The sequence below is a fragment of the Aeromicrobium sp. 636 genome (assembly GCF_024433585.1).
Classification (GTDB): Bacteria; Actinomycetota; Actinomycetes; order Propionibacteriales; family Nocardioidaceae; genus Aeromicrobium; species Aeromicrobium senzhongii.
The window spans coordinates 841,845-867,952 of the sequence record NZ_WNJU01000001.1 but is presented as its reverse complement, the minus strand read 5'-3'; the positions used below and the strand labels follow the sequence as shown (position 1 = coordinate 867,952).

The following is a 26,108-nucleotide window of genomic DNA, read 5'->3' as shown; positions in this document are numbered from 1 at the left end:
CTCAGGCGAACGTGTCGAGGGCTCGTCGCAGCGAGAGCACGACACTGTTGACCACCAGCTGCTCGTGGGTCTCGCGAGCCTGGAAGTGGAGCAGTTCGGTCAGCTCCTCGTCGGCGGCCTTCAGATCGGGGTCCGTGTCCGCCCCGTCGGCGTAGGCGTCGAGCGCATCGGCCACCCGGTGCATCGCGCGGGCGATCGGCTCTCGGACGGAGTCGGCCAGAGTCGCTTGACCGGTGGGGTCGCCCGGTGCGCCGTGGGATCGCAGCACGAGGTCGCTGACATCGGCCACGAGCAGCGCGACGCGGTCGAGAGCGTCCGCCTCCTCGGTGAGCTTCCTCAGGGCCTGACGGTGGCGGCGCGCACGGGCGTTGCCCGTCAGTGACTCCTGGGCGCGCAGCACGGCGTCACGCATCTGCGCCCGTGCGCGACGGAGCTCGGAGTGGTCCCGGTGCCACTGCTCCAGGGTGGGCAGCTCGTACGCCACCATGAGGTCGCCCAGCTCGCGCAGCTGTGAGGCCAGGACGTGCCGCGTGTGTCCCACCGCGGACCGGGCGGGAGCCAACGGCAGCGGGGGAGCCATCACGTTGATCAGGATGCCGACCGCGGCGCCGTAGAGGGTCAGGCCGCCGTACGCGCCGATGAAGAACGCCTCGCCGTGGCCGATGATCAGTGTGAACAGGGCCGCCGTGGGCGCCCAGCCACCCATCACGCCCAGTGGTCGCCAGCCGGCCGCGCAGACCGAGAGCGCGACCACGATGCCCACGGTCAGGGGAGCGGTGTCACCGGTGACGAGGTCCACCAGCCACGCGATGGTGCCGCCCACGACGATGGCACCCACGGCCTGCATCGACTCGCGGACCGATCCGGCGAGGGTCGAGGTCGTGGCGATGATCGCCCCGAACGGAGCGTAGTACGGGTAGTCCTGGGCGCCGGGGATGAAGCGGACGAGGCTCCAGGCGATCGCCGCGGCACACGCCGCACGCAGCGCGAGCGCGAACCGGGGGTGGCTCGCCCAGAGGTCGAGGAGCCGGATTCGTGCGGAGTGCATCCGGTCCACGGTGCCACGGTTCGCCGAGGGCGGCATGTCGTCGACGGGGCACGAGCCCGATCGTGCGCGCCCGCCACGGGGGGAGATCAGCGGGGCACCAGCAGCACGACCTTGCCCACCGACGCCCTCGATTCCAGCGCGCGATGGGCCGCTGCCGCCTCGGACAGGGGGAGAATCGTCCCGACGTGGGGAACCCGTGTCCCGTCGGCCGCCGCGCGGAGAGCCGCCCGCTCGAACTCGTCGAGCCGGTCCAGGATCGGTGGGCCGAGCACGTCGATCACCGGCCGGCTCGGATCGGCGTAGTCGTTCGGCTCTCCGGAGGACCAGCCGAACCGCACCAGCCGGCCGCCCGGCGCGAGGCTGCGATACAGGGCGCGACCGATCGGTCCCGCGACGCCGTCGAGGACGACGGTCGGCGTGCCGACCTCACGCAGTCGCAACTGCCAGTCGGGACGCTGGTGGTCCAGCGCCAAGGTCGCGCCGAAGCGAGCGACCAGCGCCGTCTTGTCCGGACCGCCCGCCAGTCCGACGGTCCGCGCCCCCGCGGTGGCCGCGCCCTGCAGCAGCAGCGGACCCAGCCCACCGGCGGCGGAGGTGACGACCACGACGTCCTCCGGCCTCAGCTCGGCCAGCTCGAGGATGGCGGTGGCCGTGCGGCCCGTCCCGATGGTGGCGACCGCGGTGGCGGCGTCGAGACCGGCGGGCACGAGATGGGCCCGGTGCGAGTCGACCACGGCCTGCTCGGCGTAGCCGCCACTCGCGAAGCCGAGGTGGGCGACGACGCTGCGCCCCAGCCAGGTCCCTTCCACGCCGGCGCCCACGTCGTCGACGACGCCCGCGACCTCGCGGCCCGGGATCATCGGCAGCGTGGGGCGGTCGCCGGCGCCGAAGGCGTCCCCGGCCCGGATGGACGTATCGAGCAGGTGGACCCCGACTGCGTCCACGCGGATGCGCAGTTGCCCCTCTCCCGGGACGAGGTCGGGCAGGGTCTCGAGGCGCAGGACGTCGGCGGGGCCGAACTCGTGATGACGGATCGCGTGCATGACCTCATCGGACAACCTCAACCGGACTTCAGGTCAAGCGCTCCCACCTGCCGCCGCGGCTTTCGGTGCGTAGGGTTCGAGGATGACCTCGATCCTGCTGACGTCCGAGGACCCTCGCGGCATCCTGCTGTTCGCGCCCGGAGCCGCCGGCGACCCGACCCGCTACGAACGTCTGCTGACGTCCGCGAACGAAGCCGGGTTCATCGTCATGTCGCCCGAGCATGACCTCGACGAGACCTTCTCCGACGAGGTCGTGCGGGAGCGCGTGACGGCCCTCGCTGCAGGGCTCGAGGGTCTCGGGCACGAGGACCTTCCCGTGGTGGCCGCCGGTCACTCGCTCGGCGGCTGCGCGGCACTGTGCCTGGCCGGCGTGCGCCCGCGGAACAGCCAGGGCGCCGTGATCGACGTGCCCCGAGAGCCGCGGGTCGGCCGCGTGGTGGTGCTCGCGCCGGCGACCGGGTGGTTCGAGGGCCGCGATGCACTGGACGACCTGAGCGTCCCGATCACGGTGTTCATCGGTGCGAAGGACGACGTCACCCCGCCGGATACGGCCGAGGTCCTGTGGCCGGCTCCGACCTGGCTCGAACTGCGCACCTACGAGGGCGTGGGCCACTTCGACTTCATGTGGCCACTCCCGGAGAACAAGGTGCCCACCCCGGGCCTGGATCACGAGGAGTTCTACGAGCGGTTCATCGCGGACTTCGTCACCGCACTCGGCTGAGCTCGGGCCCTCACGCGGTGATGACGAGCTCCGCGATCCGATCACCGGCCATCGTGACCCGGTAACGCAGGTCCGCGACGCCGCCGGGGACGTCGCAGCTGGTCGGCCAGCACCGGGACGTGGAGCCAATTTGCTACTCGGTCTGGGCGAATGTCTCCGCGCGGGGGCGGGCAACCGCTAGGGTCGGCACGAACCCAGGGGATGTCGCTGTGCGAGGGGGCTCGCGAAGGACCCGTGACCGACGGAGGCAAACCCGTGAGCGCATCCACCCTCGAACGAGCCCGCTGGCGCCGCGCCGCCGCCCGGGCCGTTCCCCTCGTGCTGGTGGCAGGCACCCTGCTCGGCACGCCGGCCCAGGCCGAACCGCTCGCGCCGGTCGACGGCGCGCAGACCGCGGGAGACGCGATCTTCCCGCACGTCGGCAACGGCGGCTACGACGCCCTGCACTACGACGTCGACATCGCGTGGCAGGCGAACGGCCTCGTCGGCAACATCATGAGCGGCGAGCTCACCGACGCCTCGACCACGATGCGGGCGCGCACCACCGGCGCCCCGCTGCGCACCTTCTCGCTCGACTTCGAGGGCCTGCAGATCGACTCCGTCACGGTCAACGGCGCCCCCGCCACGTACGAGCGCGTGCAGAGCGCGGCGGACATCAAGTTCAAGCTGATCGTCACCCCGGCCGAGCCCGTCGAGGGCGAGTTCACCACCGAGGTGACCTACCGCGGCACGCCGAGCACCCACGTCGATCCCGACAACTCGTGGGAGGGCTGGGTCCCCACGACCGACGGCGCGATCTTCATGGGCCAGCCGGTCGGCGCGATGGCGGGTTTCCCGCACAACAACACGCCCGGCGACAAGGCGACCTGGTCGTTCACGCTGGACGTCCCCTCCACGATCACCAGCGCGACCGGCACGGGCCCCGCGGCGGCCGTCAGCAATGGTGAGTTGGCCTCGAAGACCGTCAGCCCCGGCGGCGAGCGCACCACGTGGGAGTGGGTGCAGCGCGAGCAGATGGCCAGCGAGCTGGCGCTCATCTCGATCGGCAAGTACGACGTGCACGAGTCCCAGGTGACCCTCTCGGGCGGGCGAGTCATCCCCGAGTGGTCCTTCGTGGACTCGTCGCTCTCCGAGGCGAACAAGACCACGATCAACAACCGGCGCGCCCTGCTCGGCGAGATGCTGCGGCGCTTCGAGGGCGTCTTCGGCCTCTACCCGGGCAACAGCACCGGCGTGGTGATCGACACGGTGCCTTCCGGCATCAACTACGCCCTCGAGACCCAGGACCGCTCCTTCTTCCCCTCGGCTGGCTCCGTCAACGGCAACACGTTGCTGCACGAGCTGGCGCACCAGTGGTACGGCAACAACGTCTCGCCGGGACTGTGGACCGACATCTGGATCAACGAGGGCATGGGCACGTGGGCCCCCACCTATTACAGCAGCACCCTGGCGGCGCCCACGCCGAACCCGGGTGCGGTCGAGACGACGTACTACAACAGTTGGAACAGCACCGCGGCCAGCCACCCGAACTGGAGGACTCCGCCCGGGGCCCAGACCAACCCCGGGAGCCTCTACGGCTACCAGACCTACACCCGTGGCGCCCAGTTCTGGGAGGCGCTGCGGACGGTCCTGCGTGACGAGGACTTCCTGCGGGTCCTGAAGCGGTGGCAGGTCCGGTACGCGGGGACGAGCCCGCGCGCCGACCGGCTCAAGGAGCTCGCCGAGGAGATCTCGGGCCACGACCTCAACGCCTTCTGGCAGGACTGGATCTACGACGCCGACAAGCCGGCGTGGCCCAGCAAGTACGACGTGTCGGTCAGCTCCGAGCCGGCCCAGGGCACCGTGTCCGGCGGCGCGGAGGTCGCCTTCACCGTGAAGGCCGTCAACTCCGGCAAGGTCCCGCTGCCGGGCGCGACCGTGACAGTGGACGTCGGCGACGTCGTCGACGACGGTCGCCTCGGCACGTTGCCGGCCGGGGTGACCCGCGCCGGTGAGACGCTCACCTGGACCGTCCCCGAGACCGCCGTCGGCGCGACGGCATCGACGACCTTCACGGTGACGACGCGAGCCGCCAGTGACGACCTCTTCGTGAAGGCCGACCCCGTGACGATGGGCGGGGCCTGCGTCGCCTGCGGCGGTCTGAAGTCCGCCCCGAAGCCGACGGTCTCGGGCACGCCGACGGTCGGCGCGACGCTGACGGCCGAGGGCGCCTGGCCCCAGGGCACGACTCTGACCCACGAGTGGTCGGTCGACGGCGTCGTCCGCACCGGTGCCACCGAGCGCACGTTCGTTCCCGAGCCGACCGACATCGGCAAGACCGTGAGCGTCGTCGTCACCGGCGTCGCTCCCGGCCGCTCCGCGACGCGCCGGGTCAGCGCGCCGACCGAGGCCGTGGTCGAGGGCATGCAGGCGGCCACGCCGGTGCCGACCCTCAGCGGCACCCCGCGCGTCGACGCCGAGGTCTCGGTGGTCCCGGGGGAGTGGGACGCCGGGGTGAGCCTGACGCGCGAGTGGTTCGTCGACGGCGAGTCGGTGGGCAACGGCGCGTCGTACACCCCGACGGCCGCCGATGCGGGCAAGCCGCTGACCGTGGCCGTGACCGGCGAGCGTGCCGGGTACGCCTCGGTGACGCGGACCAGTGCTGCGGTCGAGGTGGCCCTTGCGGAGCAGTCGGCCACGCCGGTGCCCACCATCGCGGGCACCGCCCGGTTCGGGTCGACTCTGCGCGCGACGGCGGGCACGTGGGACGCCGGCGTGACGCTGACATACCAGTGGCGTCGCAACGGCGCTCCCATCGCCGGTGCGACCACCGCGACCTACCGGTCGGGTCTGGCCGACCTCGGCAAGCGGATCTCCGTCGAGGTGACCGGCTCCCGGGCCGGATACGAGTCGGGCTCGAAGGTCAGCGTCGCGACCGCGCCGGTCGCGCGCGCCACGCTGCCGCGCGGCCGGGTCAAGGTCGTCGGCAAGCCGGTGGTCGGCCGTCAGCTCGGCCTCAGCGTGACCCGGTTCGGCTCGGGACACCGGGTCACCTACCGCTGGTACGTCGGCGGCAAGCGGGTCGGCAACGCCAAGAAGCTGCGGCTGAAGAAGGGGTACGCGGGCAAGCGCGTTTCGTACCGCGTCACGATCAGCAAGCCCGGCTTCACGACCGTCACGAAGAGCGGCAAGGTCAAGGCCAAGGTCAAGCCCCGCCGCTGACCTCACGGGTGGAGGGCTCGGCAGCCACGGCTGCCGGGCCCTTCGTCGTGTCGGGGCGGGTCCGGCCGGTGACGCTGCCTCCGATGGAGCTGGCGGTCCCCGCGACACGAGCGACCCCGCCGAGTGGCGCACCGGTATCGCCCGTCTTCCGGCTGGCCGCCGGCGCTCCCGCGCGGCTGACTCGCCGCGCGGGCCCCTCAGTCGCCTCCGGCCGGCAGCTCCTCCAGCAGAACGTCCGGGTTGTCGCGGGCGACCTTGTTCGCGCGCCACTTGTCCGTGAAGAGCGCCAAGTAGGTGCCGTCCGCCCGTTGCAGGACCTCGACGTTGCGCACTCCGGCCAACGCCTTCGCGCCGTCGGCGTCGGTGCGACGGGCGACCTGGTACTCCAGGCGCGAGAGTCGGATCGGGGAGTTGAACTCGTTCTTCATCCGCTCCTCGACGACCTCGAACTGGAGGGGGCCGACTGCGGCCAGCACAGGGCTCTGGTCGCCGCGGAGGTCGGAACGAAGGACCTGGACGACGCCCTCTTGGTCGAGCTGCTCGATGCCGCGCCGGAACTGCTTGTACCGCCCGATGTCACGGGCGGTCGCGGTCATGAAGTGCTCGGGCGCGAAGCTGGGCACCGGGGGATAGTCGATCGGGTCGCCGACGTAGACGGTGTCGCCCACGCGCAGCGCCTGGGCGTTGACGAAGCCGATGATGTCGCCCGGCGAGGCGTGCTCGGCCGAGGAGGTCGTCCGGCCGAAGACCGCCTGGGCGTACTTCGTCGCGAAGGGCCGGCCGGTCGAGGCGTGGGTCACGATCATCCCGCGGTCGAAGGTGCCGGACACGACGCGGGCGTAGGCGAGCCGGTCGCGGTGAGCGCTGTTCATGCCGGACTGGACCTTGAAGACGAACGCGCTGAACTCGTCGTCGACCTGGCGGACCGTGCCGTCGACCCCGGCGGTCGCGCTCGGGCCGGGGGCGAGTTCGAGCAGCAGCTCCAGCAGCTGGGCGACACCGAAGTTCTGCAGCGCCGAGGCGAACATGACCGGGGTCGTCTCGCCGGCGAGGAAGCGCTTCTGGTCATGATCGGCGCCGTCGAGCGAGAGGAGTTCGCTCTCGTCGGTCGCGGCGGCCCAGACGTCGGCGTCGACGTCCTCGACCTCGTCCGCCGTCATCCGGCGCTCGGGTGCGCGCTCGGCGCCACCGGCGGTGCGGGTGTACTTCACGAACTCGCCGGTGCGGCGGTCCAGGACGCCCCGGAAGTCGCCGGCCTCGCCCACGGGCCAGGTCAGGGGAGTCGGGCGCAGCTTGATCTGCTGCTCGATCTCGTCCATCAGGGCCAGCGGCGACAGGCCCGGCCGGTCCCACTTGTTGATGACGGTGATCACCGGGATGCCACGCAGCGCGCACACGCGGAAGAGCTTGAGGGTCTGCGGCTCGAGGCCCTTGCCGGCGTCGACCAGCATCACGGCCGAGTCGACGGCCGAGAGCACCCGGTAGGTGTCCTCCGAGAAGTCACTGTGGCCCGGGGTGTCGACGAGGTTGATCACGTGATCGCGATAGGTGAACTGCAGCGCTGCGGACGTGATCGAGATGCCACGCGCCTTCTCCATGTCCATCCAGTCCGACACGGTCGCCTTGCGGTCGTCCTTGCCGTGCACGGCCCCGGCCTGGTTGATGACTCGGGCATGCAGCGCGAGCGCTTCGGTCAGGGTGGACTTGCCGGCATCGGGGTGACTGATCACGGCGAAGGTGCGGCGGGGGCGTTTGTCGGACACCACCCGATTTTACTCGGGTGCACGGCAGGTGGGTTCAGCGGAGCGCTGCGGACGCCGGATCGGTGCTCAGCACCCGGACCGCGAGCGCCGTCGTCCTCTCGACCCCCAGGTAGCCCACGACCGTGTTGACCCGACCGAGGTCCAGCGGCAGCAGTCCCGGTGTGCCCGGCACGTCGGGCGTGAGACCGAGGTCGAGGTCGTCGCGGCCCGACATCATCTGGATGTTGAACTCGTAGCGCTCGCGTGCCTCGGGCGCGGCGAGCTTGCGGACGATGGTGGCACCCATCCGACGCGTGCCCGTCTCCACCGCCCAGGAGTCCAGGGTCGCTGCGAGGGTGCGTCCCTCGTTGTGGTCGATGTCCGCCCAGACCGTCTGCATGGAGCCGGCCTGCGTGAGGAGCACCGCCGCGGTCTTCTCCCCGATCCCGGAGACTCCCGGGAGGTTGTCGCTGGGATCGCCGCGCAGGGCGGCGAAGTCGAGATAGTGCTCGGCGGCGATGCCGTACATGCTGACGAGCCGGGTCGGGTCGAGCAGCGGCGACGCGTCGATGCCTCCGTTGATGAGGCGTAGGACGCGGGTGTGTTCGCTGATGTGGCTGAACGCGTCCCGGTCGGACGTGATGATGACGCAGTTCCAGCCGTGGTCGCGTGCCCACCGGGCGCCGGAGGCGCTGACGTCGTCCGCCTCGAGTCCCGGGGGCGTGAGGGTGGCCAGGCCCAAGGCGTCCAGGAACGTGCCCGCGCGGTCGAGCTGGTCGACGAGCGCCGCATCCTTCTCGGCGCGCCCGGCCTTGTAGGCGGGATAGAGCTCCTCGCGCACGGACGCCTTGCGGTCGTCGAGCCCGAAGATCACGGCGTCGGGAGCGAACCGCTCGATCGCCTCGATGATCTGCCGCAACATGCCGTGGATCGCCCATGCGGGCCGTCCGGACCGGTCCATGAGCCCGGTGTGGGCGCGGGCGTGGTGATTGCGGTGCAGCAGTGAGGGTGCGTCGACCACGAGCAGCAGCTTGCGGGGAGGGGCGTGGTGGACAGGCATGAGCGTCCCCATCCTAGGACCGTCGACGCGCAGCCACGCGCCTCTGCGAGGGAGGTCGGGCTCAGAGGTCGCGGCGGAACTCCTCGGGACCCGGATCGTGCCGCATGAGGTTGAGGATCGCGAGGCCCAGGCCGCCCCAGAGGACGACCATCGCGACGATCATCATGATGACGGCCTCGGCGTTCATCGTGCGACTCCTTCGGTGTGGTCGACAGGGGCTTCGTCGGCGGTTTCGTCGGGGCCGTCCAGCGAGGTGCCGGGACGCCAGGGGGTGGGGGCCAGGACGTACCCTGCGACCATGACCACCGCAGCGGCGCCCCAGCCGAAGACGGCGATCATCCAGGTCGGGTAGCCGCCATAGGGCGTCTCGACGACGGTGCGGAACGAGTCGAAGACCAGGTAGGCCAGCGCGATCGGTACCAGGCCTCCCACCAGCAGCCGCCACCAGAGCCTCAGCTTGATCGACCCGCGTCGGTTCATGTGGTCGGCCAGCTCGGGGAGCGCCCGAAGGGACCACGCCACCACCACCATCGACACGAGTGCGACCAGCAGGATGCCGAACTGGTTGATGAAGTAATCGAGGATGTCCAGGACGTACAGTCCGCTGGCGGTCGAGAAGAACGCCAGGCTCAGCAGAGCCGCGGGGATGCTGACCACGGCAGCGGCTGCGCCCCGCGACAGGTCGAACTTGTCCCGGATGGCCGAGACGACCACCTCGAGCACCGAGACCAGCGAGGTGATCCCCGCGACGACGAGGGAGGCGAAGAACAACACGCCGATGAGGGCGCCGCCGGTGGCCTCGCTGATGATCGTCGGGAAGGTGATGAACGCCAGCCCGACGCCGCCTTCGACGACCTCGCCGACCTCCACGCCCTGGCTCTGCGCCATGAAGCCCAGAGCGGCGAACACGCCGATACCCGCCAGCAGTTCGAAGCTGGAGTTCGCCAGGCCGACGACGGTGCCGGAGCCCGTCATGTCGGTGTCGCGGTCGACGTAGGAGGCATAGGTGATCATGATGCCGAATCCGATCGACAGCGAGAAGAAGATCTGGCCGAAGGCCGCCGCCCACACCCCGCCGTGGGTCAAGGTGCTCCAATCGGGAGTGAAGAAGGCCTCCAGCCCGTCGATCGCGCCGGGCAGGAAGAGCGAGCGGATCACGAGGGCGAGGAAGGCCACGACGAGCACGGGGATCGCGACCACCGAGGTCAGGCCGATGCCCTTCTCGACGCCGACCACCATCACGACGATCACGGCAAGCCACACGATCGCCATCGGTATCAGCACACCCGTCACGAGCGTCAGGTCGACGGTGACGTCCCCGGTCTGCAGGAAGTCCTTCATGAAGAACGTCTCGGGATCGTCGCCCCACGCCTCGTTCACCGAGAAGAACGTGTAGCGCAGGGCCCACGCGATCACGGCGGCGTAGTAGGTGGCGATCATGAAGCAGACGCCGACCTGCCACCAGCCGACGGCCTCGGCGGGCCGGCTCAGTCGTGCGAAGGACAGGGGAGCCGAGCCGCGGAACCGGTGGCCGAGCGCGTAATCGAGGTACAGGAACGGCAACCCGGCGCAGAACAGCGCCACCAGATAGGGGATCAGGAAGGCGCCGCCACCGTTCTCGTAGGCGACGTAGGGGAAGCGCCAGATGTTCCCCAGCCCGACGGCGGAGCCGATCGCGGCGAAGATGAACACCTTGCGCGAGGAGAACGCTCCTCGCTTCGCCCCCTCGGACGTGGCATCGGCCGACATGTCGCTCCTCTCGAGAGGGGATCGCTTGCGCTGGATCAGGTCGCGGTCCGACCATCGTGGCAGACGACGAGCCCCGGCGTCCCTCGGGGCGCGGGCGACTGCAGCCGTCGCGGTCGTCTGACATCACGGCCCCGCGGTGTGACGATGGGGGAGTCGGTCGCCGAAGCAACGGGGGTTGTCATGTCGAGCGAGAACACGACGCTGGTGGACGAGGCGGGACGATCGGACGAGGTCACGATCTCCGGGGTCGGGCAACCGCCGGACCAGGTGCCGATCTGGATCGTCAAGAGCGGCAACGATCTGTATGTCCGCTCGTACCGCGGTCCGACCGGCCGGTGGTACCGGCGGGTCCGGGAGGCGGGACAGGCCATGCTCGGCATCGGGGGCAGGCAGCTGGAGGTTCGCGTCGAGCCGGTGGGCGACCACGACCAGGCCGCGATCAACGCCGCCTACGTGCACAAGTACGGCCACTACGGTCCGGCGTACATCGGCCCGATGACCAGCGAGGACGTCGTGTCGACGACGCTGCGCCTGGTCCCGCAGTGACCAGCGGCTCCTGAGGAGCCCTCAGGTCGTGAGCTCGGCGGCGCGGCCGAGGCGAGCGCGCTCGGCCGCGGCGCGTCCCCGGGCGGTCGAGTGCTCATCGGCCACGGCGTTGCTGCCGCGCCACGTGCCCCGGACGCCGTGTTGGCGGCGCATGTAGTCGAAGTAGTCGCGCACCTCGACGTCCTTGGCGACCAGCGCGGGCAGCTTGGTGCCCTTGGCCGTGCCAGTGATCAAGTTGATGCCGTTCGAGTAGACCCCGGCGCTGGACTGCGCCGCCCACTGGGCTCGCTGGAGCCGCTGCTCGATCCGTGCGGTCCAGCCGGAGTAGAAGGCCGCGCGCGCGGTGCGCCCGTGCACCGGCCGATGGGCGCCGGAGCGGATGTAGGCGTCGGCGTCGGCCACCATCTGCACGACGAGGGAGACGTAAAGGGTCTTCACCACGGCGATGTCGTCGGGGAACCCGTACAAGGTCACCCCGGTGTTGTCGCCGCGGATGGTGCAGCGCAGGTCGTTGGCGCGGGCGACGGCCAGCATCAACTCGATGTATCGCACGTTCGACTGCTGGCCACGGTGCCCAAGCCGGACCGGTTCGAACGAGGGGGTCGGCGACGACTCCGTCTGCTCGTGCGCGGCCCGCGCCACCGCCAGCTCGATCGAGTGGCTCGTGGCGAGCTGCTGCGCCTTGGTGAGGAAGGCGTCGCGCTCGGCCTCGGTGCTGGCGCCCTCGGCGTGGCGCAGCATCTTCCCGACCTTGGCGAGCATGCCGTCGCCTTCGGGTCGTTGGCTGTCGAGCCCCAGCTGCCGGTGTGCCTCACGGAGCATCGCCGCGATCTCGGTCCAGCCGATGTCCTCGAGCAGTTGCAGCATCGTGGCCCGGAATCCGGCGCCGTGCGTGTCGATGATCGCGCCCTCGACACCGGTGTTCAGGTGATGGGCCAGCTCGTGCACGACCACGAAGCCCCGCAGGGCCCAGGCGCCGCCGCGCTCTCGCTCAGGCAGGCAGATCTGGCCGTCGCGGTAGGTGGCCTTCTTCCATCCGCGGTACGTCACCACCTCGACGGGCTTGCGCTCGCGGTCGCGATAGCGGGAGCCGTAGTCGCGGGCCTGCTGACGCAGTCGGTCGAGGACCTGGTCGACGAAGACCGTCACGTCCGAGGGCTTCGAGAAGCGCGGCTCGGTCTCGGGCGAGAAGTCGACGACGCGACGCTTGCCCCCGCGGGTGAGGGTCACCTGGACGGTCCCGGAGTCGGGGGAGACGGCGTCCAGCCACGCGGTCACCATGTCCTCGGCGGCATACGTCGACCGCTGGTCGGGATCGTCCATGCCCACGAGCGTGCCAGAGGGCTCAGACATCGTTCGGGGCGCCGTGCGGCGCGCCCGCCTGGTCTGCGGAGTTCGCCGGACGCGTCGGGTGATCTCAGGCGGGGATCGCGGCGGCGCGGCCGGTGACAGCGACACTCGGATCGTCGTCCGTCACGTCGACGAGCAGTTCGCTCGGTCGTCCCATGTCGTGGCCCTGATGGATCGTCACGCGGGTCGGCGTCGACACGAGGTGGAGGTCGCGCAGGTAGCCGCCGAACGCCGCGGCGGCCGCGCCGGTGGCGGGATCCTCGACCACGCCGCCGGGCGGGAACGGGTTGCGGACGTGGAACGTCACCTCGTCCTCGGCCCAGAACAGATGCGCCGTCGTCCAGCCCTCCCGGGCCATGAGTGCCTCGAGCGCCGTGAAGTCGTAGGCGAGCGCGGCCAGCGTCTCGCGGCTGCGGACGCCCAGGACGAGATGGTCGTTGCCGGCGAAGGCGACGTGTGGGGGATGGACGGGGTCGAGGTCGGCGGCGGTCCAGCAGAGCGCGGCCAGCGCCTCGGTCAGCACGTCCGGGTCGACCGGACGGGTGTGCGTCGGGGGCGAGGACACGGTGGCGACGAGACGGCCGGCCTCACTGCGGGTGCTCACTGCCACGTCACCGGCGGCGGTGCTCAGGGCGAGACGCCCGGGGCCGTGACGCTCGGCGAACGCCACGGCGGTGGCGACGGTGGCGTGACCGCAGAACGCGACCTCCGCCACGGGGCTGAAGTAGCGGACGTCCGCCCGGGTCGTGCCCTCATCGGTCGCGCCGACCGACAGGAAGGCTGTCTCGGAGTAGCCCACGTCCTGCGCGATCGTCAGCATCGTCGCATCGTCGAGCCCGGTGGCGTCGAGGACCACGCCCGCGGGGTTGCCGCCCCCTTCGACCGTCGTGAACGCGGCGTAGTGGAGCACCTCGGTGGTCATCGCGCGGGCCCCTCCTCGGTGAGCCTGCAGTCAGGCGGGTCTGGGTCTGTCCGCTCAGCGTGGCACGAGCAGGGTCTCGTCCGCACCAGCCGACTGCGGCGCGACGACCTCCGGGCGGCCGGTCTCGTACCCGGACGGCTGAGGCGCCTCAGTTGCTCCAGATCCAGCCGAGCAGTCCGGCCATGGGCTCCGGGACCGCTTCGAACGGCACGGTCTCGGCCATCAGGGCGGCGTACCTGGCCTTCCGGGATCCGGTCGCGGACACGAAACGGCGCACCTGGTCCAGCGCCTCGTGGTCGCGGTGCGCCGGTTGGTTCTGGAAGTCGCGGAACGTCTTCAGGTCGCCGTTCGCCTCCAGCAGCGACGTCATCGCGGCCACCCCCATCGCGCGAGCCAGCTCCAGCTCCAGATCGGGGCGGCAGGCGAAGAATCCCTGCCGGGTGAGGTCCTCGCCCTCCTGGCGGTTGAGTGCGCCGGCGACGAAGCGCTCCTCGGCCTCGTCGTACAGGCCGCCCACGCGGTGTCCCTGCGCAGCCGCCTCGGCGATCGCACGGCCGAAGTTGCCGGCGCCCCCGATGGCGGTGACGGTGATCTGCTCCGCTTCGAGGTCGACCCCGAAACGCGGAGCGAGGGCGACGAGGGCGCCGCGGTCGGACTCGCCCTCGACGAGGAGTGTGATGGGTTTGGGCACCCGCCGATTCTCGTGGAGCCGCCGGGGGAGCCGTGGGCCGGGTCGGCGGGCCCTCGACGACCAACGCGGACTGAAAACCACGAAACCGGCCCCCGATCCTGCGTTTCCGCAGTTCAGGGGCCGGTTGACTGGGCCAGTCGGCTCAGATGTCGTAGTACAGCTCGAACTCGTGCGGGTGCGGCCGCAGCTGGATCGGCAGGATCTCCTCGGTGCGCTTGTAGTCGATCCACGTCTCGATCAGGTCGGGCGTGAACACGTCGCCCGCCGTCAGGAACTCGTGGTCGGCCTCGAGGCTGTCGAGCACGGCGCCGAGCGACGTCGGGACCATGTCGATCTCGGCGTACTCCTCCGGCGGCAGCTCGTAGATGTTCTTGTCGATCGGGGCCGCCGGCTCGATCTTGTTCTTGATGCCGTCGATGCCGGCGAGCAGCAGCGCGGAGAACGCCAGGTACGGGTTGCTCGACGGGTCGGGGCAGCGGAACTCGATGCGCTTGGCCTTGGCGTTCGCGCCCGTGATCGGGATGCGGACACAGGCCGAGCGGTTGCGGGCCGAGTAGACCAGAGCGATCGGAGCCTCGAAGCCCGGCACGAGGCGGCGGTAGGAGTTCACCGACGGGTTGGTGAACGCCAGCAGCGACGGGGCGTGCTTCAGGATGCCGCCGATGTACCAGCGGGCCGTGTCGGAGAGTCCGCCGTAGCCGGCCTCGTCGTAGAACAGCGGCTCGCCGTTGTTCCAGATCGACTGGTGCACGTGCATGCCCGAGCCGTTGTCGCCGAAGATCGGCTTCGGCATGAACGTCACGGTCTTGTCGTTGGCCCACGCGGTGTTGCGGACGAGGTACTTGAACTTCATCGTGTCGTCCGCGGCCTTGAGCAGCGTGTCGAAGCGGTAGTTGATCTCGGCCTGGCCGGCGGTGCCGACCTCGTGGTGGCCGCGCTCGAGGATGAGGCCGGCGTTCGCCAGGTTCGTCATCATGTCGTTGCGCAGGTCGGCGAAGCGATCGGTCGGCTGGACCGGGAAGTAGCCACCCTTGTAGCGGACCTTGTAGCCGCGGTTGTCCGCCAGGTCGTCACCGGTCGACCATGCCGACTCGGCGGACTGGATCTCGTAGTAGCTCTTGTTCGCGCCGGTGCCGTAGGCGACGCGGTCGAAGATGTAGAACTCGGCCTCGGGGGCGAAGAACGCCGTGTCGCCGATGCCGGTGGTCTTCAGGTACGCCTCGGCCTTGCGGGCGATGTTGCGCGGGTCGCGCGAGTAGGCCTCGCCGGTGATCGGGTCGTGGACGAAGAAGTCCATCGCGATCGTCTTGGGGTTGCGGAAGGGATCCACGTACGCGGTGCCGTAGTCCGGCAGCAGCTTCATGTCCGACTGGTCGATGGTCTGGAACCCGCGAATCGACGAGCCGTCGAACGCGACGCCCTCGGCGGCGGTGTCCTCATCGAATGCCGAGATCGGCATCGTGACCTGCTGCTGGATGCCCGGAAGGTCGGTGAACCGGATGTCGATGTACTCGACGCCCTCGTCCCGGACAAACTTGAAGAACTCGTCGGCATTGCCGAACATGTGGCCTCCTCGACCGCGATGCAGCGGATAGATCGGTTCGGACGGCATCTCCCTGCGTCCACCTAGAGGCTAGGTGGGGGCAGTTTCCCGTCCATCACCGGATTGTTACATGCAGGTTACGCTGCCGCAGTTCGTCAAATTGACCCGGTGTCGGTGGCGAGTGGTAAGCAGCGAGCGCTCAGCAGGCACCGAGATAGCAGGAAAAAAGACTGGACATTCGAACACATGACCCAATAAGGTGTGGGTATGTCTTCGGGGGTTGACGAGCTGGTCGGCGCGTTGCGCACGGCTGCTCAGACGGTGCGATCGGTCACCAGCTCGGTGGCCGAGGAGTTGCGCGCGTTGTCCGCGGCCCGAGATGCCGCCGAGGCTGCGATGGCCGAGCGCCTCGCGGAACTCGAGCAGACCCAGGGGTACGTGGCTGAGGACGCGTCGAGTGTGTCGACGTGGGCCCGGCGTGAGTTGCGTCAGGACGCACGGCGGACGCGTCAGCTGATCACCGCGGCGGGGACGATGCGCGAGCTTTCCGAGGTGGGGGAGGCCGCAAGGGCCGGTCGGATCTCGATCGATCATGTGGCGCGGTTCTCGTTCGCGTTGGCCCATGTCGACCAGGTCGAGGTGCGACGGTGGGAGTCACACCTGGTCGCCGTGGCGCTGCTGCATCCGCCGTCGCGGGTCAAGGCGTTGGTCGACCGGTTGCGGGCCATCCTCCATGCCGAGGAGCTCGACGAGGCGTGGATCGCCGGCGCCGACAAGGCGCACCTGACGCTGAACGCGCTGCAGGACGGGTGGCACGTCACCGGCTTCCTGCCCATCGACGTCGGGGCGAAGCTCAAGGTCGTGCTCGATGCGGTCTCGGTGCCACGTGAGGCGGGGGACCGGCGGTCGGCATCCGAGCGTCGCATCGATGGCCTCGACCAACTGCTCACCCGGGTCCTGGCTGACGGTCTGCCCACCGACGGCACCGTCCGTCCCCAGATCCACGTCCTGGTCGATGCCGGCACCCTGCAACGCGCGCTCGCACCCGGCACCGAGAGCGCGTTCGAGCCGGTCGAGCCGGCCGTCCTGCACGGCTTCGGCCACATCGGACCGAACCTGCTGGCGCACCTGACCTGCGGCGCCGACCTCATCCCCGTCCTGGTCGACCACATCGGACCGAACCGCACCGTCCTGGACGTCGGGCGTCGTCACCGTGACGCCACCGCGAAGCAACGCCACGCAGTCTGGGTGCAACAAGAAGGCCGCTGCGACACCGACCACTGCCGCAACTCGATCGACCACGTCCACCACCGCAGACGGTGGTCCGACGGCGGCCCCACCGACCTGGCCAACCTCGTCGGACTCTGCACCGCCTGCCACCGCCACACCCACCGCCACGACACCACCCTCGCCCGGGCCGGCTGACGCCGCTGCCTACGCTTGGAGACGTGACCGAGACCTACGACGAGCCCTCGCTGGGCCGGCGCATCGTCGCGCTGCTCATCGACTGGGTGATCGCCAGCCTGTCCGCCGTCGCCCTGTTCGGGTGGGCCGGCGTACGGTTCCCGCCCGCCGGCATCCGCGACCAGCTGATCATCAACGGCGTGTTCGTGCTCGAGGTGTCGATCCTGCTCGGCCTCGTGGGCTTCTCGATCGGCAAGCGCGTCATGGGTCTGCGACTGATCAACCCCGACGGTAGGCCGATCGGCATCCCCCGCGCGGTGCTGCGCACCGTCCTGCTCAGCTTCGTGATCCCCGCGATCATCATGACCGAGGACAAGCGCGGACTGCACGACCTCGCGGCCGGCAGCAAGGTCGTCCGGGCCTGAGTCAGCCGCGCATCGCCTTGCGCGCGCCCTTCATGCTCGTGGGCATCGGGCCGCGCGGCATGGGGGCGGCCGGACGCATCGCGTCAAGCGCCTTGAGCTTGTAGAGCACGTCGGTCTGCTGGGCGGGCTTGATCGCCTTCGGCAGCTTCTTGACCCGCTTGACCAGATCGGGCAGCGGGACCTCGCCCTCGCCACGGCCGACGATCAGCGTCGTCACAGGGACACCGTCGCCGACGATGCGCTGGTGCTTCTTGGCCTCGGAGGCGAGCAGGTTCTTGACCCGCGCGTGCTGGCCCTCGCCCACGAGCACGACGCCGGGGCGGCCGACGAGACGGTGCACGACGTCCTGCTGCTTGGTGAAGCCGACGGCGGGCTTGACGTCCCAGCCGCGGCGGAGCATCTGCAGCGCGCCTGCGCCGGCGCCCAGCTGGCCCTCGGCCTGCTGGTACATCGACTTCTCGGCGCGCTTGCCGAACACGATCATCGTGACCAGCAGCGAGGTCGTCAGCGCCAGCACGGCGGTGATGATGATCGAGAACCAGGCGGTGCCCAGCAGGAGCACGCCGAGGGCGGCCACGGCGGCTGCGGACAGGACGAAGACGCCCAGCAGCAGCAGGCCGATGCGCGGCTGGGTCTTCTTCGTCATCTGGTACGCATTGCGCAACTGCGCGAGGCGACCGGTGGGCACGGCGGATGCGGGGCTGGACATGAGCCCGATTCTACGTCAGGCCCGGGCGTCCATGGCCTGCTGGTAGAGCCTTCCGGCGCGGTAGGACGAACGGACGAGAGGCCCGGACATGACGCCGGAGAAGCCGATCTCGTCCGCCTCCTGCTGCAGCTCGACGAACTCCTCGGGCTTGACCCACCGCTCGACGGGGTGGTGACGTGCCGACGGACGCAGGTACTGGGTGATCGTGATGAGCTCACAACCGGCGGCGTGCAGGTCGCGCAGCGCCTGCGAGACCTCCTCGCGGGTCTCGCCCAGGCCCAGGATCAGGTTGGACTTGGTGACCAGGCCGAACGCGCGCGCCTGCGTCAGCACATCGAGCGAGCGCTCGTAGCGGAAGGCCGGGCGGATGCGCTTGAAGATGCGCGGCACGGTCTCGACGTTGTGGGCCAGCACCTCGGGGCGCGACTCGAAGACCTCGGTCAGCAGCTCGGGGATGCCGTTGAAGTCGGGGATGAGGTTCTCGACGCCCGTGCCCGGGTTCAGCTCATGGATCTTGCGCACCGTCTCGGCGTACAACCACGCGCCGCCGTCGGGCAGGTCGTCGCGGGCGACGCCGGTGATCGTGGCGTACTTCAACTCCATGGTGCGGACGCTCTCGGCGACGCGGCGCGGCTCGTCACGATCGAGGTCGGAGGGCTTGCCCGTGTCGATCTGGCAGAAGTCGCAGCGGCGGGTGCACTGCTCGCCCCCGATGAGGAAGGTGGCCTCGCGGTCCTCCCAGCACTCGAAGATGTTGGGACAGCCGGCTTCCTGGCAGACCGTGTGCAGGCCCTCGCTCTTCACGAGCTTCATCAGCTCGTTGTACTCGGGGCCCATCTTGGCGCGGGTCTTGATCCACGCGGGCTTCTTCTCGATCGGCGTCTCGGCGTTGCGAACCTCGAGCCGCAACATCTTGCGTCCTTCGGGAGCGATGGTCACGGGGACCACCCTACGCGGGGGTGGTGATCGCATCTGTGAAGTGCCTCTCACCCCCTAGGCTGAGCCGGTGAGAACTCGGGTCGACACGACGCAGCGATGGGCCTATCCGGTGATCATGGTGCTGCTGGCAGTGGGTCTGGGCATCTCCGGAGCGCCGGCCCCGCTGTACGGGGTGTACGCCGCGGAGTGGGACTTCGCGCCCCTCACGACGACCGTCGTGTTCGCCGTGTACGCCTTCGGCGCCCTGGTCAGCGTGGTGCTGACCGGGCCGGTGTCGGACCGGATCGGGCGCCGTCCCGTCCTGATCGCCGCCGTCCTGGCGCTGCTGGCCGGACTCGCGCTCTTCGTCCTGGCGGAGTCCGTCGCCTGGCTGATCGTGGCCCGCGCGATCCACGGGGTGGGCGTCGGCGCGATCGTCGTGACCGCGTCGGCCGCGTTGCTGGACCTGCAGCCCGATCAGGGGGCGCGGTCGGGCAAGCGCACCGGGGTGGCGTTCAACCTCGGCATCGCGATCTCGATCATGGCGACGGCGTTGATCGCGCAATACGGGGCTCACCCCCTGGTCACGCCGTACGTGCTGCTCGCGGTCCTCATCACCGCCCTGCTGGTGGCGATCCTCGTGATGAGGGAACCGCACGACGGCCACGGCGCGGAGGACCTGCGGATCGCCCGGCCCCGGGTGCCGGGGTCGATCGCGGCCGACTTCCGGTTCGCGGCGATCGGGGTCATGGCCTCGTGGTCGGTGCTGGGGGTCTTCCTGTCGCTGTTCCCGAAGATCGCCTCGGACGCCGTCGGCACCGACAACCTCGTCTTCGGTGGATCCGTGGTGGCCCTGTCGGCGTTCGCCGCCGCGATCAGCCAGCTGGTCGCCGTCCGGTGGACGCCCCGGGTGGCGGCCGTGGCCGGCGACGCCGGCACGGCCGTGATGCTGCTGGTCAGCATCGTGGCGATCCACACCGGCTCCGCGGTGGCGATCCTGGCCACCTCGACCGTGCTCGGGTTCTTCTTCGGCATGGCGTTCGGCAGCTCGCTGCGTCACCTGGGCGACGTCGTGCCGGCGGGTCATCGCGGCGAGGTCATGAGCGCCTTCTACGTGCTGGCCTACTCCGCGATGGCGGTGCCGACGATCCTGGCGGGCTGGGCGGCGACCACGTGGAGCCCCGAGCAGATCCTGGCGCCGTTCCTGGCCTGTGTGGCACTGGCCAGTGTCGTGGCCGGGGTGCTGGGCTGGCGGCTCCAAGCGCCCGACGCGGACGCCGTCATCGACTGAGCGGAGGCTCAGAGCAGGGGCACCGAGGCGTGCTCGACGCGCTCGATGTCGGGGGAGGGGGCGTACGGCCCCCACGCCAGCAGGTCCCGCAGGTGGGTAATGACCCGGGGCGCCACGTCGGCCGGGCGGACGTCGCGCCCGATCTCGCGGTCGAGCGAGGTGACGCCCGCGTCGGCGATGCCGCAGGGGACGAAGCGGTCGTACCAGCCCATGTCGACGTCGCAGTTGAGGCTGAAGCCGTGCATGGTGACCCCCCGCGAGACGCGGATGCCGATCGCGGCGATCTTGCGCTCGGGGCGACCCGGGGCGGCCGGCAACCAGACGCCCGAACGGCCGGGAACGCGGCCCGTGGCGACGTCGAGCTCGGCGAGCGTGCGGATCAGAGCCTCCTCGATCCGGCGCACGTAGTCGACGACCAGTACGTGCGAGGGCAGCTTCACGATCGGGTAGCCGACCAGCTGCCCGGGGCCGTGGAAGGTGATCTTGCCGCCGCGATCGACGTCCACGACGGGGGTGCCGTCCTGGGGACGCTCGTGCGGCTCGGTGCGCCGGCCGGCGGTGTAGACCGGCGGGTGCTCCAGGAGCAGGGCCGTGTCCTGGATGCGGTCGGCGACCCGGTCGGCGTGCACCTCGCGTTGGAGGTCCCACGCCTGCGTGTACTCGAGCGCGGCGTCGCCGTACCAGTCCTGGAGGAAGCGCACGCGATCAGCCTACGGGGCAGCGCAGGACCGTCAGGTCCAACCACCGGTCGAACTTGCGGCCGACCTCGGCCAGGTGCCCGGTCTGCTCGAAGCCGAGGTCCTCGTGCAGCTCGATCGAGACGGTGTTGCCCGACTCGATGAGGGCGAGCACGACGTGGACGTCGGCGTCGTCGTAGGCGTGCCCCAGCAGCGCGACGAGCAGTTCGCGGGCGATGCCGCGGCGTCGGTGGTCGCGGTGCACGTAGACGGAGTTCTCGACGGTGTGCCGGTAGGAGCTGCGGGTGCGGAACGGCCCGTAGGAGGCATACCCGGCGACCGTGCCCCCGGTCTCGGCGACCAGCACCGGGTAGCCGGCCGTGACGAGGTTCTCGTACCAGCGGACCCGGTCGGCGAGCTCGGCAGGCGTCTCGTCCCAGATCGCGGTGGTGTTCAGGATCGCCTCGTTGTGGATGTCGAGGATCGCCGGGAGGTCGGCGGGGGTCGCTTCACGGATGGTCGCCACGGGTCCATCGTCTCAGGGCTGTGGAGGAAGAGTCGACATCCGTGGCCCGTGGCGCGAGGCTGCGGCCATGGGGGAGTTGATCGCGGCTCTCGTCGCGCTGGTCGTTCCGGGCACCGGCGGGTGCGATGCCCTCACGGCCCTCGACACGGTGCGCACGGCCGCGTGGACCACCGCCGACGAAGGCCTGTTGTCCGGGATCTACGGCTCCGACGCGGGTCGCGCCGACGTCGAGCGGCTGCGCGCCTGGCATGAGCGCGGGGTCACCGTCGAGGGGGCGCGGACGATCCGCGCGTCATGCCGTGACAGGGGTGCCGCGGGCATCGAGGTCGTCGAGCGGCTCGGTCCGACGGTGGCGGTGCTGCCCGACGGTGCGCGCAGGAGGCTCCCGGCCGACGGGTGGAGCCGGCGCACCGTCGACCTCGAGCGCGAGGGCGGGCGGTGGCGGATCGTGCGGGTGTCGTGAGGCTCAGGCGCCCCGGCCGAGCGCCGTGCGCAGCACGCGGTCGATGCCCGGGTCGGCGAAGGAGAACCCGTCGGCCATCAGCGCGGCGGGACGCAGGCGCAGCGATCCCAGCAGGTCGTCGGCGAGTCCGCCGAGCGCGAGCCGGACGGCGAACGACGGTGCCGCCAGCACGGCCGGTCGGCGCAGGGTCGAGGCGAGCGTGCTGGTGAAGTCGCGATTGGTGACGTCGTCGGGGATGGCCAGGTTGACCGGACCGCTCAGCTCGCCCTCGAGCACGTGCGTCACCGCGGTCACCCAGTCACGGCGCGAGATGGTCGAGAAGTACTGGTCGCCGTCCCCGAGCCGAGCGCCCAGGCCCAGGCGGAACGGCGGCAGCATCAGCTGGAGCGCGCCGCCGGAGCGGTCCAGGACGACCGAGGTGCGCAGGTAGGCCACGCGGGCGCCGGCCTCCACCGCGGGCGCGGCGGCGGCCTCCCACTGCTGGGCGACGTCGGCGAGGAAGCCCGTCCCGGGCTCGGAGGTCTCGTCCAGTTCGTCGGCGCCGCGATCGATGCCGTACCAGGACATCCCGGAGCCCGAGAGGAACGCCGGAGGCGTGGGTGCGGCGGCCACGGCCCGGGCGAGCGTGCCCGTGGCGCCCAGGCGCGAGGAGAGGATCTCGGCCTTGCGCCCGGGGGTGCGCGGCCACTGCTGGATGGGGGAGCCGGAGAGGTTGACGACGGCGTCGGCCGAGTTGATCAGCTCCTGGTCGACGAGGCCTTCGGAGGGCTTCCACCAGGACTCCCCGGTGCCCGCCGTGCGGCGGACCAGCGCGGTGACGTCGTGTCCGCGCTGGCGCAGATGATGGACGAGGGGCGCGCCGAGGAATCCCGACGCGCCCCCCACCACGACCTGCATGGTCAGCCCAGCTCGCCCTCGAAGGCGCCGGCCTGCAGCCGCTCCTTGATCGCCGTCAGGAAGCGACCGGCGTCGGCACCGTCGATGATGCGGTGGTCGTACGTCAGGGCCAGGTAGGCCATCGAGCGGATCGCGATGGACTCGGAGCCGTTCGCGTCGGTGATGACGACCGGGCGCTTGACGATCGAGCCGACGCCGAGGATCGCGACCTGCGGCTGGTTGATGATCGGCGTGTCGAACAGGGCCCCGTTGCTGCCCAGGTTCGTGATCGAGAACGTCCCGCCGGAGAGCTCGTCGGGCAGCACCTTGTTGTTGCGGGTGCGGGCGGCGATGTCGGCGATCTTGCGTGCCAGTCCGGCGATGTTGAGGTCGCCCGCGTCCTTGATGGTCGGAGCCAGCAGGCCGCGCTCGGTGTCGACCGCGATCGACAGGTGCTCGCCGTCGGGGTAGGTGACGGTGCCGCCCTCGAGGTCGAGCGCCGCGTTGACCTGCGGGTACTGCTTGAGCGCCTCGATGGCCGCCTTCGCGAAGAACGGGAGGTAGGTCAGCTTGACGCCCTCGCGCTCCAGGAACGCGTCCTTGTGCTGGGCACGCAGTCGTACGACCTCGGTGACGTCCACCTCGTGCACCTGCGTGAGCTGCGCCGCGACCTGCAGCGACTCGACCATGCGCGTGGCGATGGTCTTGCGCAGCCGGGTCAGCTTGTCGGTGCGACCACGCAGCGGGGACGGCTCGGACGCCGGCGCCGCGGAAGCGGCCGGTGCCGACTCCTGGGCCGGGGCCTGGGCCGCCTTGTTCTTCTCGGCGGCGTCGAGGATGTCCTGCTTGCGGATGCGGCCGCCGACACCGGAGCCGGTGACGGTCGCCAGGTCCACACCGTGCTGCTTGGCCAGCTTGCGCACGATCGGCGTCACGTAGCCCTCGCTCGAACCGTCGGAGGAGTCGGACTCCTGCGCCTTCGGCTGCTCCTGCTGGGGCTCTTCAGCCTTCGGCTCCTCGGCCTTGGGCTCTTCAGCCTTGGGCGCTTCAGCCTTGGGCTCGGGCTCGGGCTCGGGCTCGGGCTCCGGCTCCGGCTCGGGCTCGGGCTGCGACTCGGCGGGAGCCGCACCCTCTTCGCCGATGATGGCCAGCTCGGCGCCGACCTCGACCGTCTCGTCCTCGGCGACCTTGATCTCCAGCAGCGTGCCGGCGACGGGCGAGGGGATCTCGGTGTCGACCTTGTCGGTCGAGATCTCCAGCAGCGGCTCGTCGACCTCGACGGTGTCGCCGACGGACTTGAGCCACTGGGTGACGGTGCCCTCGGTGACGGACTCGCCCAGGGCGGGCAGCGTGACGGCCTGGCCCTGTGCGCTGCCGGACGACGCCGGCTTGGCCTCGGGCTCGGGGGCGGGCGCCTCCTCGTCGGGCTCGGCGGCCGGCGCCTCGGCCTCGGCGGCCGGCTCCTCGGACTGGGGCTCGACCTCGGCCTCGTCGCCGTCCAGGTTCGTGTCGCCCGCGGCCTCGGCGGCGTCGGAGCCACCGTCGGACGAGGACTCGCCCTCGTCGCCGATGATCGCCAGCACGGCGCCCACCTCGACGGTGTCGTCCTCCTCGGCCCGGATCTCGAGGATCGTGCCGGCGACGGGGGAGGGGATCTCGGTGTCGACCTTGTCGGTCGAGATCTCCAGCAGCGGCTCGTCGACCTCGATCGTGTCGCCGACGGACTTGAGCCACTGGGTGACGGTGCCCTCGGTGACGGACTCGCCGAGCGCGGGAAGGGTGACTTCGGTTGCCATGTGTCGTTGTCCTTGATCTCAGGCGTGCGAGTGCAGCGGCTTGCCGGCCAGGGCGAGAGCCGCCTCGCCGAGGGATTCGTTCTGGGTGGGGTGGGCGTGGATGAACTCCGCGACGTCGTCGGGGTAGGCCTCCCAGCCGACCCAGAGCGTCGCCTCGCCGATCTGCTCGCCCATGCGCGCGCCGAGCATGTGGACACCCACGATCGGGCCGTCCTTCTCGCGGACGACCTTCACGACACCCGCGGTCTGCAGGATCTGGCTCTTGCCGTTGCCGCCGAGGTTGTACTCGACCGTCTCGACCTCGCCGTGCTTCTCCTTGGCCTGGGCCTCGGTCAGACCGACCGACGCCAACTCGGGCTCGCAGTAGGTGACGCGGGGGATGTTCGAGTCGATGACGGGGCGCGGGTTGAGGCCCGCGATCTCCTCGGCCACGAAGATGCCGTGGGCGAAGCCGCGGTGCGCCAGCTGCAGGCCGGGCACGAGGTCGCCGACCGCGAAGACGCCGTCGACGTTGGTGCGCAGGCGCTCGTCGGTGGGGACCCAGCCGCGCTCGACGTTGACGCCGGCCTCCTCGAAGCCGAGCCCGGCCGAGCGCGGGCCACGGCCCACGGCGACCAGGACGACGTCGGTCTCGATGGTGTCGCCGTTCTCGAGGGTGACGACGGCGCCGTCGTCGTTCTGCTCGACGCCGGTGAACTTCACCCCGGTCTTGAAGCCGATCTTGCGCTTGCGGAAGGCGCGCTCGAGGCCCTTGCTGAGGATCGGGTCCTCGAGCGGGACGAGCGTCGGGAGGGCCTCGATGATCGTGACCTCGGCGCCGAAGGAGTTCCACACGGAGGCGAACTCGACGCCGATGACGCTGCCGCCGATGATGACGGCGCGCTTCGGGACCTCGTCCATGCGCAGGGCCTGGTCGCTGGTCATGACCCGGCCGCCGATCTCGATGCCGAGCGTGCGCGGCTCCGAGCCCGTGGCGAGCACGACGTTCGTGCCGGTGTAGCGCTGGCCGTCGACCTCGACGGTCTTGGCGTCGACGAGCTTGCCCTCGCCCTCGATGACGGTGATGCCGCCGGACTTCACCAAGCCGGTGAGTCCCTTGTAGAGGCGGTCGATCACGCCCTGCTTGTAGGCGTTGACCTTGGTCATGTCGACGCCGTCGAAGCTGGTGTGGACGCCGATCGAGTCACCCTCGCGGGCGGTCTGGGCGACCTCGGCCGCGTGCAGCAGCGCCTTGGTGGGGATGCAGCCTTCGTGGAGGCACGTGCCACCCACCTTGGCCTTCTCGATCATGGCAACGGTCTTGCCGAGCTGGACGGCGCGCAGTGCGCACGCATAGCCCCCGCTTCCGGCTCCGAGAATGACGATGTCGAACGAATGGGGTGCGTCGTCGGGCACGATGTCCTCCGG

At 70.5% G+C, this 26,108-nt stretch carries 24 protein-coding genes; 7 read left to right on the top strand and 17 right to left on the bottom strand.

Translation table 11 applies throughout. The annotated features are described in order from the left end of the window. Position 1 precedes the first annotated feature (1 nt). Both GL325_RS04235 and GL325_RS04230 read right to left on the bottom strand, forming a co-directional pair. Positions 2–1,048, bottom strand: coding sequence for an aromatic acid exporter family protein (locus GL325_RS04235; protein WP_187768694.1), 1,047 nt, complete (start codon positions 1,046–1,048; stop codon positions 2–4). 86 nt (positions 1,049–1,134) lie between these two features. After that, positions 1,135–2,091, bottom strand: coding sequence for an alcohol dehydrogenase catalytic domain-containing protein (locus GL325_RS04230; protein WP_187768693.1), 957 nt, complete (start codon positions 2,089–2,091; stop codon positions 1,135–1,137). Positions 2,092–2,173: 82 nt separating this feature from the next. On the opposite strand from GL325_RS04230, the gene GL325_RS04225 reads away from it, so the two are divergent. Both GL325_RS04225 and GL325_RS04220 read left to right on the top strand, forming a co-directional pair. After that, positions 2,174–2,812: a hypothetical protein gene (locus tag GL325_RS04225; protein WP_187768692.1), complete on the top strand. Its 639-nt coding sequence runs from the start codon at positions 2,174–2,176 to the stop codon at positions 2,810–2,812. Between the two features lie 255 nt (positions 2,813–3,067). Then, complete coding sequence (locus GL325_RS04220) at positions 3,068–6,013, top strand: M1 family aminopeptidase (RefSeq protein ID WP_187768691.1); 2,946 nt, start codon at positions 3,068–3,070, stop codon at positions 6,011–6,013. A 197-nt stretch (positions 6,014–6,210) separates the two neighbouring features. Here GL325_RS04220 and GL325_RS04215 read toward each other — a convergent pair whose 3' ends face one another. From GL325_RS04215 to GL325_RS04200, 4 genes are all read right to left on the bottom strand, one after another. Next, positions 6,211–7,776: a peptide chain release factor 3 gene (locus tag GL325_RS04215; RefSeq protein WP_187411829.1), complete on the bottom strand. Its 1,566-nt coding sequence runs from the start codon at positions 7,774–7,776 to the stop codon at positions 6,211–6,213. 34 nt (positions 7,777–7,810) lie between these two features. Next, positions 7,811–8,815, bottom strand: coding sequence for a 5'-3' exonuclease H3TH domain-containing protein (locus GL325_RS04210; protein WP_187768690.1), 1,005 nt, complete (start codon positions 8,813–8,815; stop codon positions 7,811–7,813). 61 nt (positions 8,816–8,876) lie between these two features. Next, positions 8,877–9,002: a methionine/alanine import family NSS transporter small subunit gene (locus GL325_RS04205; RefSeq protein ID WP_154595325.1), complete on the bottom strand. Its 126-nt coding sequence runs from the start codon at positions 9,000–9,002 to the stop codon at positions 8,877–8,879. After that, positions 8,999–10,564, bottom strand: a complete 1,566-nt coding sequence (locus tag GL325_RS04200; protein ID WP_187768689.1) for a sodium-dependent transporter — start codon at positions 10,562–10,564, stop codon at positions 8,999–9,001. The genes GL325_RS04205 and GL325_RS04200 overlap by 4 nt, the downstream gene beginning before the upstream one ends. Before the next feature lie 180 nt (positions 10,565–10,744). On the opposite strand from GL325_RS04200, the gene GL325_RS04195 reads away from it, so the two are divergent. Next, complete coding sequence (locus GL325_RS04195) at positions 10,745–11,110, top strand: DUF2255 family protein (RefSeq protein ID WP_187768688.1); 366 nt, start codon at positions 10,745–10,747, stop codon at positions 11,108–11,110. Between the two features lie 21 nt (positions 11,111–11,131). On the opposite strand, the gene GL325_RS04190 is transcribed toward GL325_RS04195, so the two are convergent. The 4 genes from GL325_RS04190 to glnA all read right to left on the bottom strand — a co-directional run bounded on the left by GL325_RS04190 (position 11,132) and on the right by glnA (position 15,637). After that, on the bottom strand, positions 11,132–12,433 hold the full coding sequence (locus GL325_RS04190) for a DUF2786 domain-containing protein (RefSeq protein ID WP_187768687.1): 1,302 nt from the start codon (positions 12,431–12,433) through the stop codon (positions 11,132–11,134). Positions 12,434–12,527: 94 nt separating this feature from the next. After that, positions 12,528–13,382: a PhzF family phenazine biosynthesis protein gene (locus GL325_RS04185; RefSeq protein WP_187768686.1), complete on the bottom strand. Its 855-nt coding sequence runs from the start codon at positions 13,380–13,382 to the stop codon at positions 12,528–12,530. Between the two features lie 148 nt (positions 13,383–13,530). Then, positions 13,531–14,073, bottom strand: a complete 543-nt coding sequence (locus tag GL325_RS04180) for a TOPRIM nucleotidyl transferase/hydrolase domain-containing protein (protein ID WP_187768685.1) — start codon at positions 14,071–14,073, stop codon at positions 13,531–13,533. Between the two features lie 142 nt (positions 14,074–14,215). Then, on the bottom strand, positions 14,216–15,637 hold the full coding sequence (gene glnA / locus GL325_RS04175; RefSeq protein ID WP_187768684.1) for a type I glutamate--ammonia ligase: 1,422 nt from the start codon (positions 15,635–15,637) through the stop codon (positions 14,216–14,218). A gap of 246 nt (positions 15,638–15,883) precedes the next feature. On the opposite strand from glnA, the gene GL325_RS04170 reads away from it, so the two are divergent. Both GL325_RS04170 and GL325_RS04165 read left to right on the top strand, forming a co-directional pair. Further along, positions 15,884–17,041 (top strand): HNH endonuclease signature motif containing protein, encoded by a 1,158-nt coding sequence (locus GL325_RS04170; protein WP_187768683.1) that lies wholly within the window; start codon positions 15,884–15,886, stop codon positions 17,039–17,041. A 23-nt stretch (positions 17,042–17,064) separates the two neighbouring features. Then, on the top strand, positions 17,065–17,445 hold the full coding sequence (locus tag GL325_RS04165) for an RDD family protein (RefSeq protein ID WP_187411834.1): 381 nt from the start codon (positions 17,065–17,067) through the stop codon (positions 17,443–17,445). A gap of 1 nt (position 17,446) precedes the next feature. On the opposite strand, the gene GL325_RS04160 is transcribed toward GL325_RS04165, so the two are convergent. Continuing rightward, on the bottom strand, positions 17,447–18,154 hold the full coding sequence (locus tag GL325_RS04160) for a DUF4191 domain-containing protein (protein WP_187768682.1): 708 nt from the start codon (positions 18,152–18,154) through the stop codon (positions 17,447–17,449). A gap of 15 nt (positions 18,155–18,169) precedes the next feature. Further along, on the bottom strand, positions 18,170–19,066 hold the full coding sequence (gene lipA, locus GL325_RS04155; protein ID WP_078701445.1) for a lipoyl synthase: 897 nt from the start codon (positions 19,064–19,066) through the stop codon (positions 18,170–18,172). A gap of 94 nt (positions 19,067–19,160) precedes the next feature. On the opposite strand from lipA, the gene GL325_RS04150 reads away from it, so the two are divergent. Beyond that, positions 19,161–20,363, top strand: a complete 1,203-nt coding sequence (locus tag GL325_RS04150; protein WP_255955537.1) for an MFS transporter — start codon at positions 19,161–19,163, stop codon at positions 20,361–20,363. Between the two features lie 8 nt (positions 20,364–20,371). Here the strand turns inward: GL325_RS04150 and lipB are convergent, their stop codons facing one another. Continuing rightward, positions 20,372–21,064 (bottom strand): lipoyl(octanoyl) transferase LipB, encoded by a 693-nt coding sequence (gene lipB / locus GL325_RS04145; protein WP_187768681.1) that lies wholly within the window; start codon positions 21,062–21,064, stop codon positions 20,372–20,374. Between the two features lie 4 nt (positions 21,065–21,068). Then, the gene (locus GL325_RS04140; protein WP_187768680.1) at positions 21,069–21,566 is read right to left on the bottom strand and encodes a GNAT family N-acetyltransferase; all 498 of its coding nucleotides are present in this window, start codon (positions 21,564–21,566) and stop codon (positions 21,069–21,071) included. A 67-nt stretch (positions 21,567–21,633) separates the two neighbouring features. On the opposite strand from GL325_RS04140, the gene GL325_RS04135 reads away from it, so the two are divergent. Beyond that, a complete protein-coding gene (locus tag GL325_RS04135) occupies positions 21,634–22,029 on the top strand; it encodes a hypothetical protein (RefSeq protein ID WP_187768679.1) in 396 nt (131 codons plus the stop codon). A gap of 3 nt (positions 22,030–22,032) precedes the next feature. On the opposite strand, the gene GL325_RS04130 is transcribed toward GL325_RS04135, so the two are convergent. From GL325_RS04130 to lpdA, 3 genes are read right to left on the bottom strand one after another with little or no spacing between them, the layout of a single operon-like run. After that, the gene (locus GL325_RS04130; protein WP_187768678.1) at positions 22,033–22,926 is read right to left on the bottom strand and encodes a TIGR01777 family oxidoreductase; all 894 of its coding nucleotides are present in this window, start codon (positions 22,924–22,926) and stop codon (positions 22,033–22,035) included. A 2-nt stretch (positions 22,927–22,928) separates the two neighbouring features. After that, positions 22,929–24,701: a 2-oxoglutarate dehydrogenase, E2 component, dihydrolipoamide succinyltransferase gene (gene sucB, locus GL325_RS04125; RefSeq protein WP_187768677.1), complete on the bottom strand. Its 1,773-nt coding sequence runs from the start codon at positions 24,699–24,701 to the stop codon at positions 22,929–22,931. An 18-nt stretch (positions 24,702–24,719) separates the two neighbouring features. Next, positions 24,720–26,096 carry a dihydrolipoyl dehydrogenase gene (gene lpdA / locus GL325_RS04120; RefSeq protein WP_187411837.1) on the bottom strand — a complete coding sequence of 459 codons (1,377 nt, stop codon included), beginning with the start codon at positions 26,094–26,096 and terminating at the stop codon, positions 24,720–24,722. Positions 26,097–26,108 lie beyond the last annotated feature (12 nt).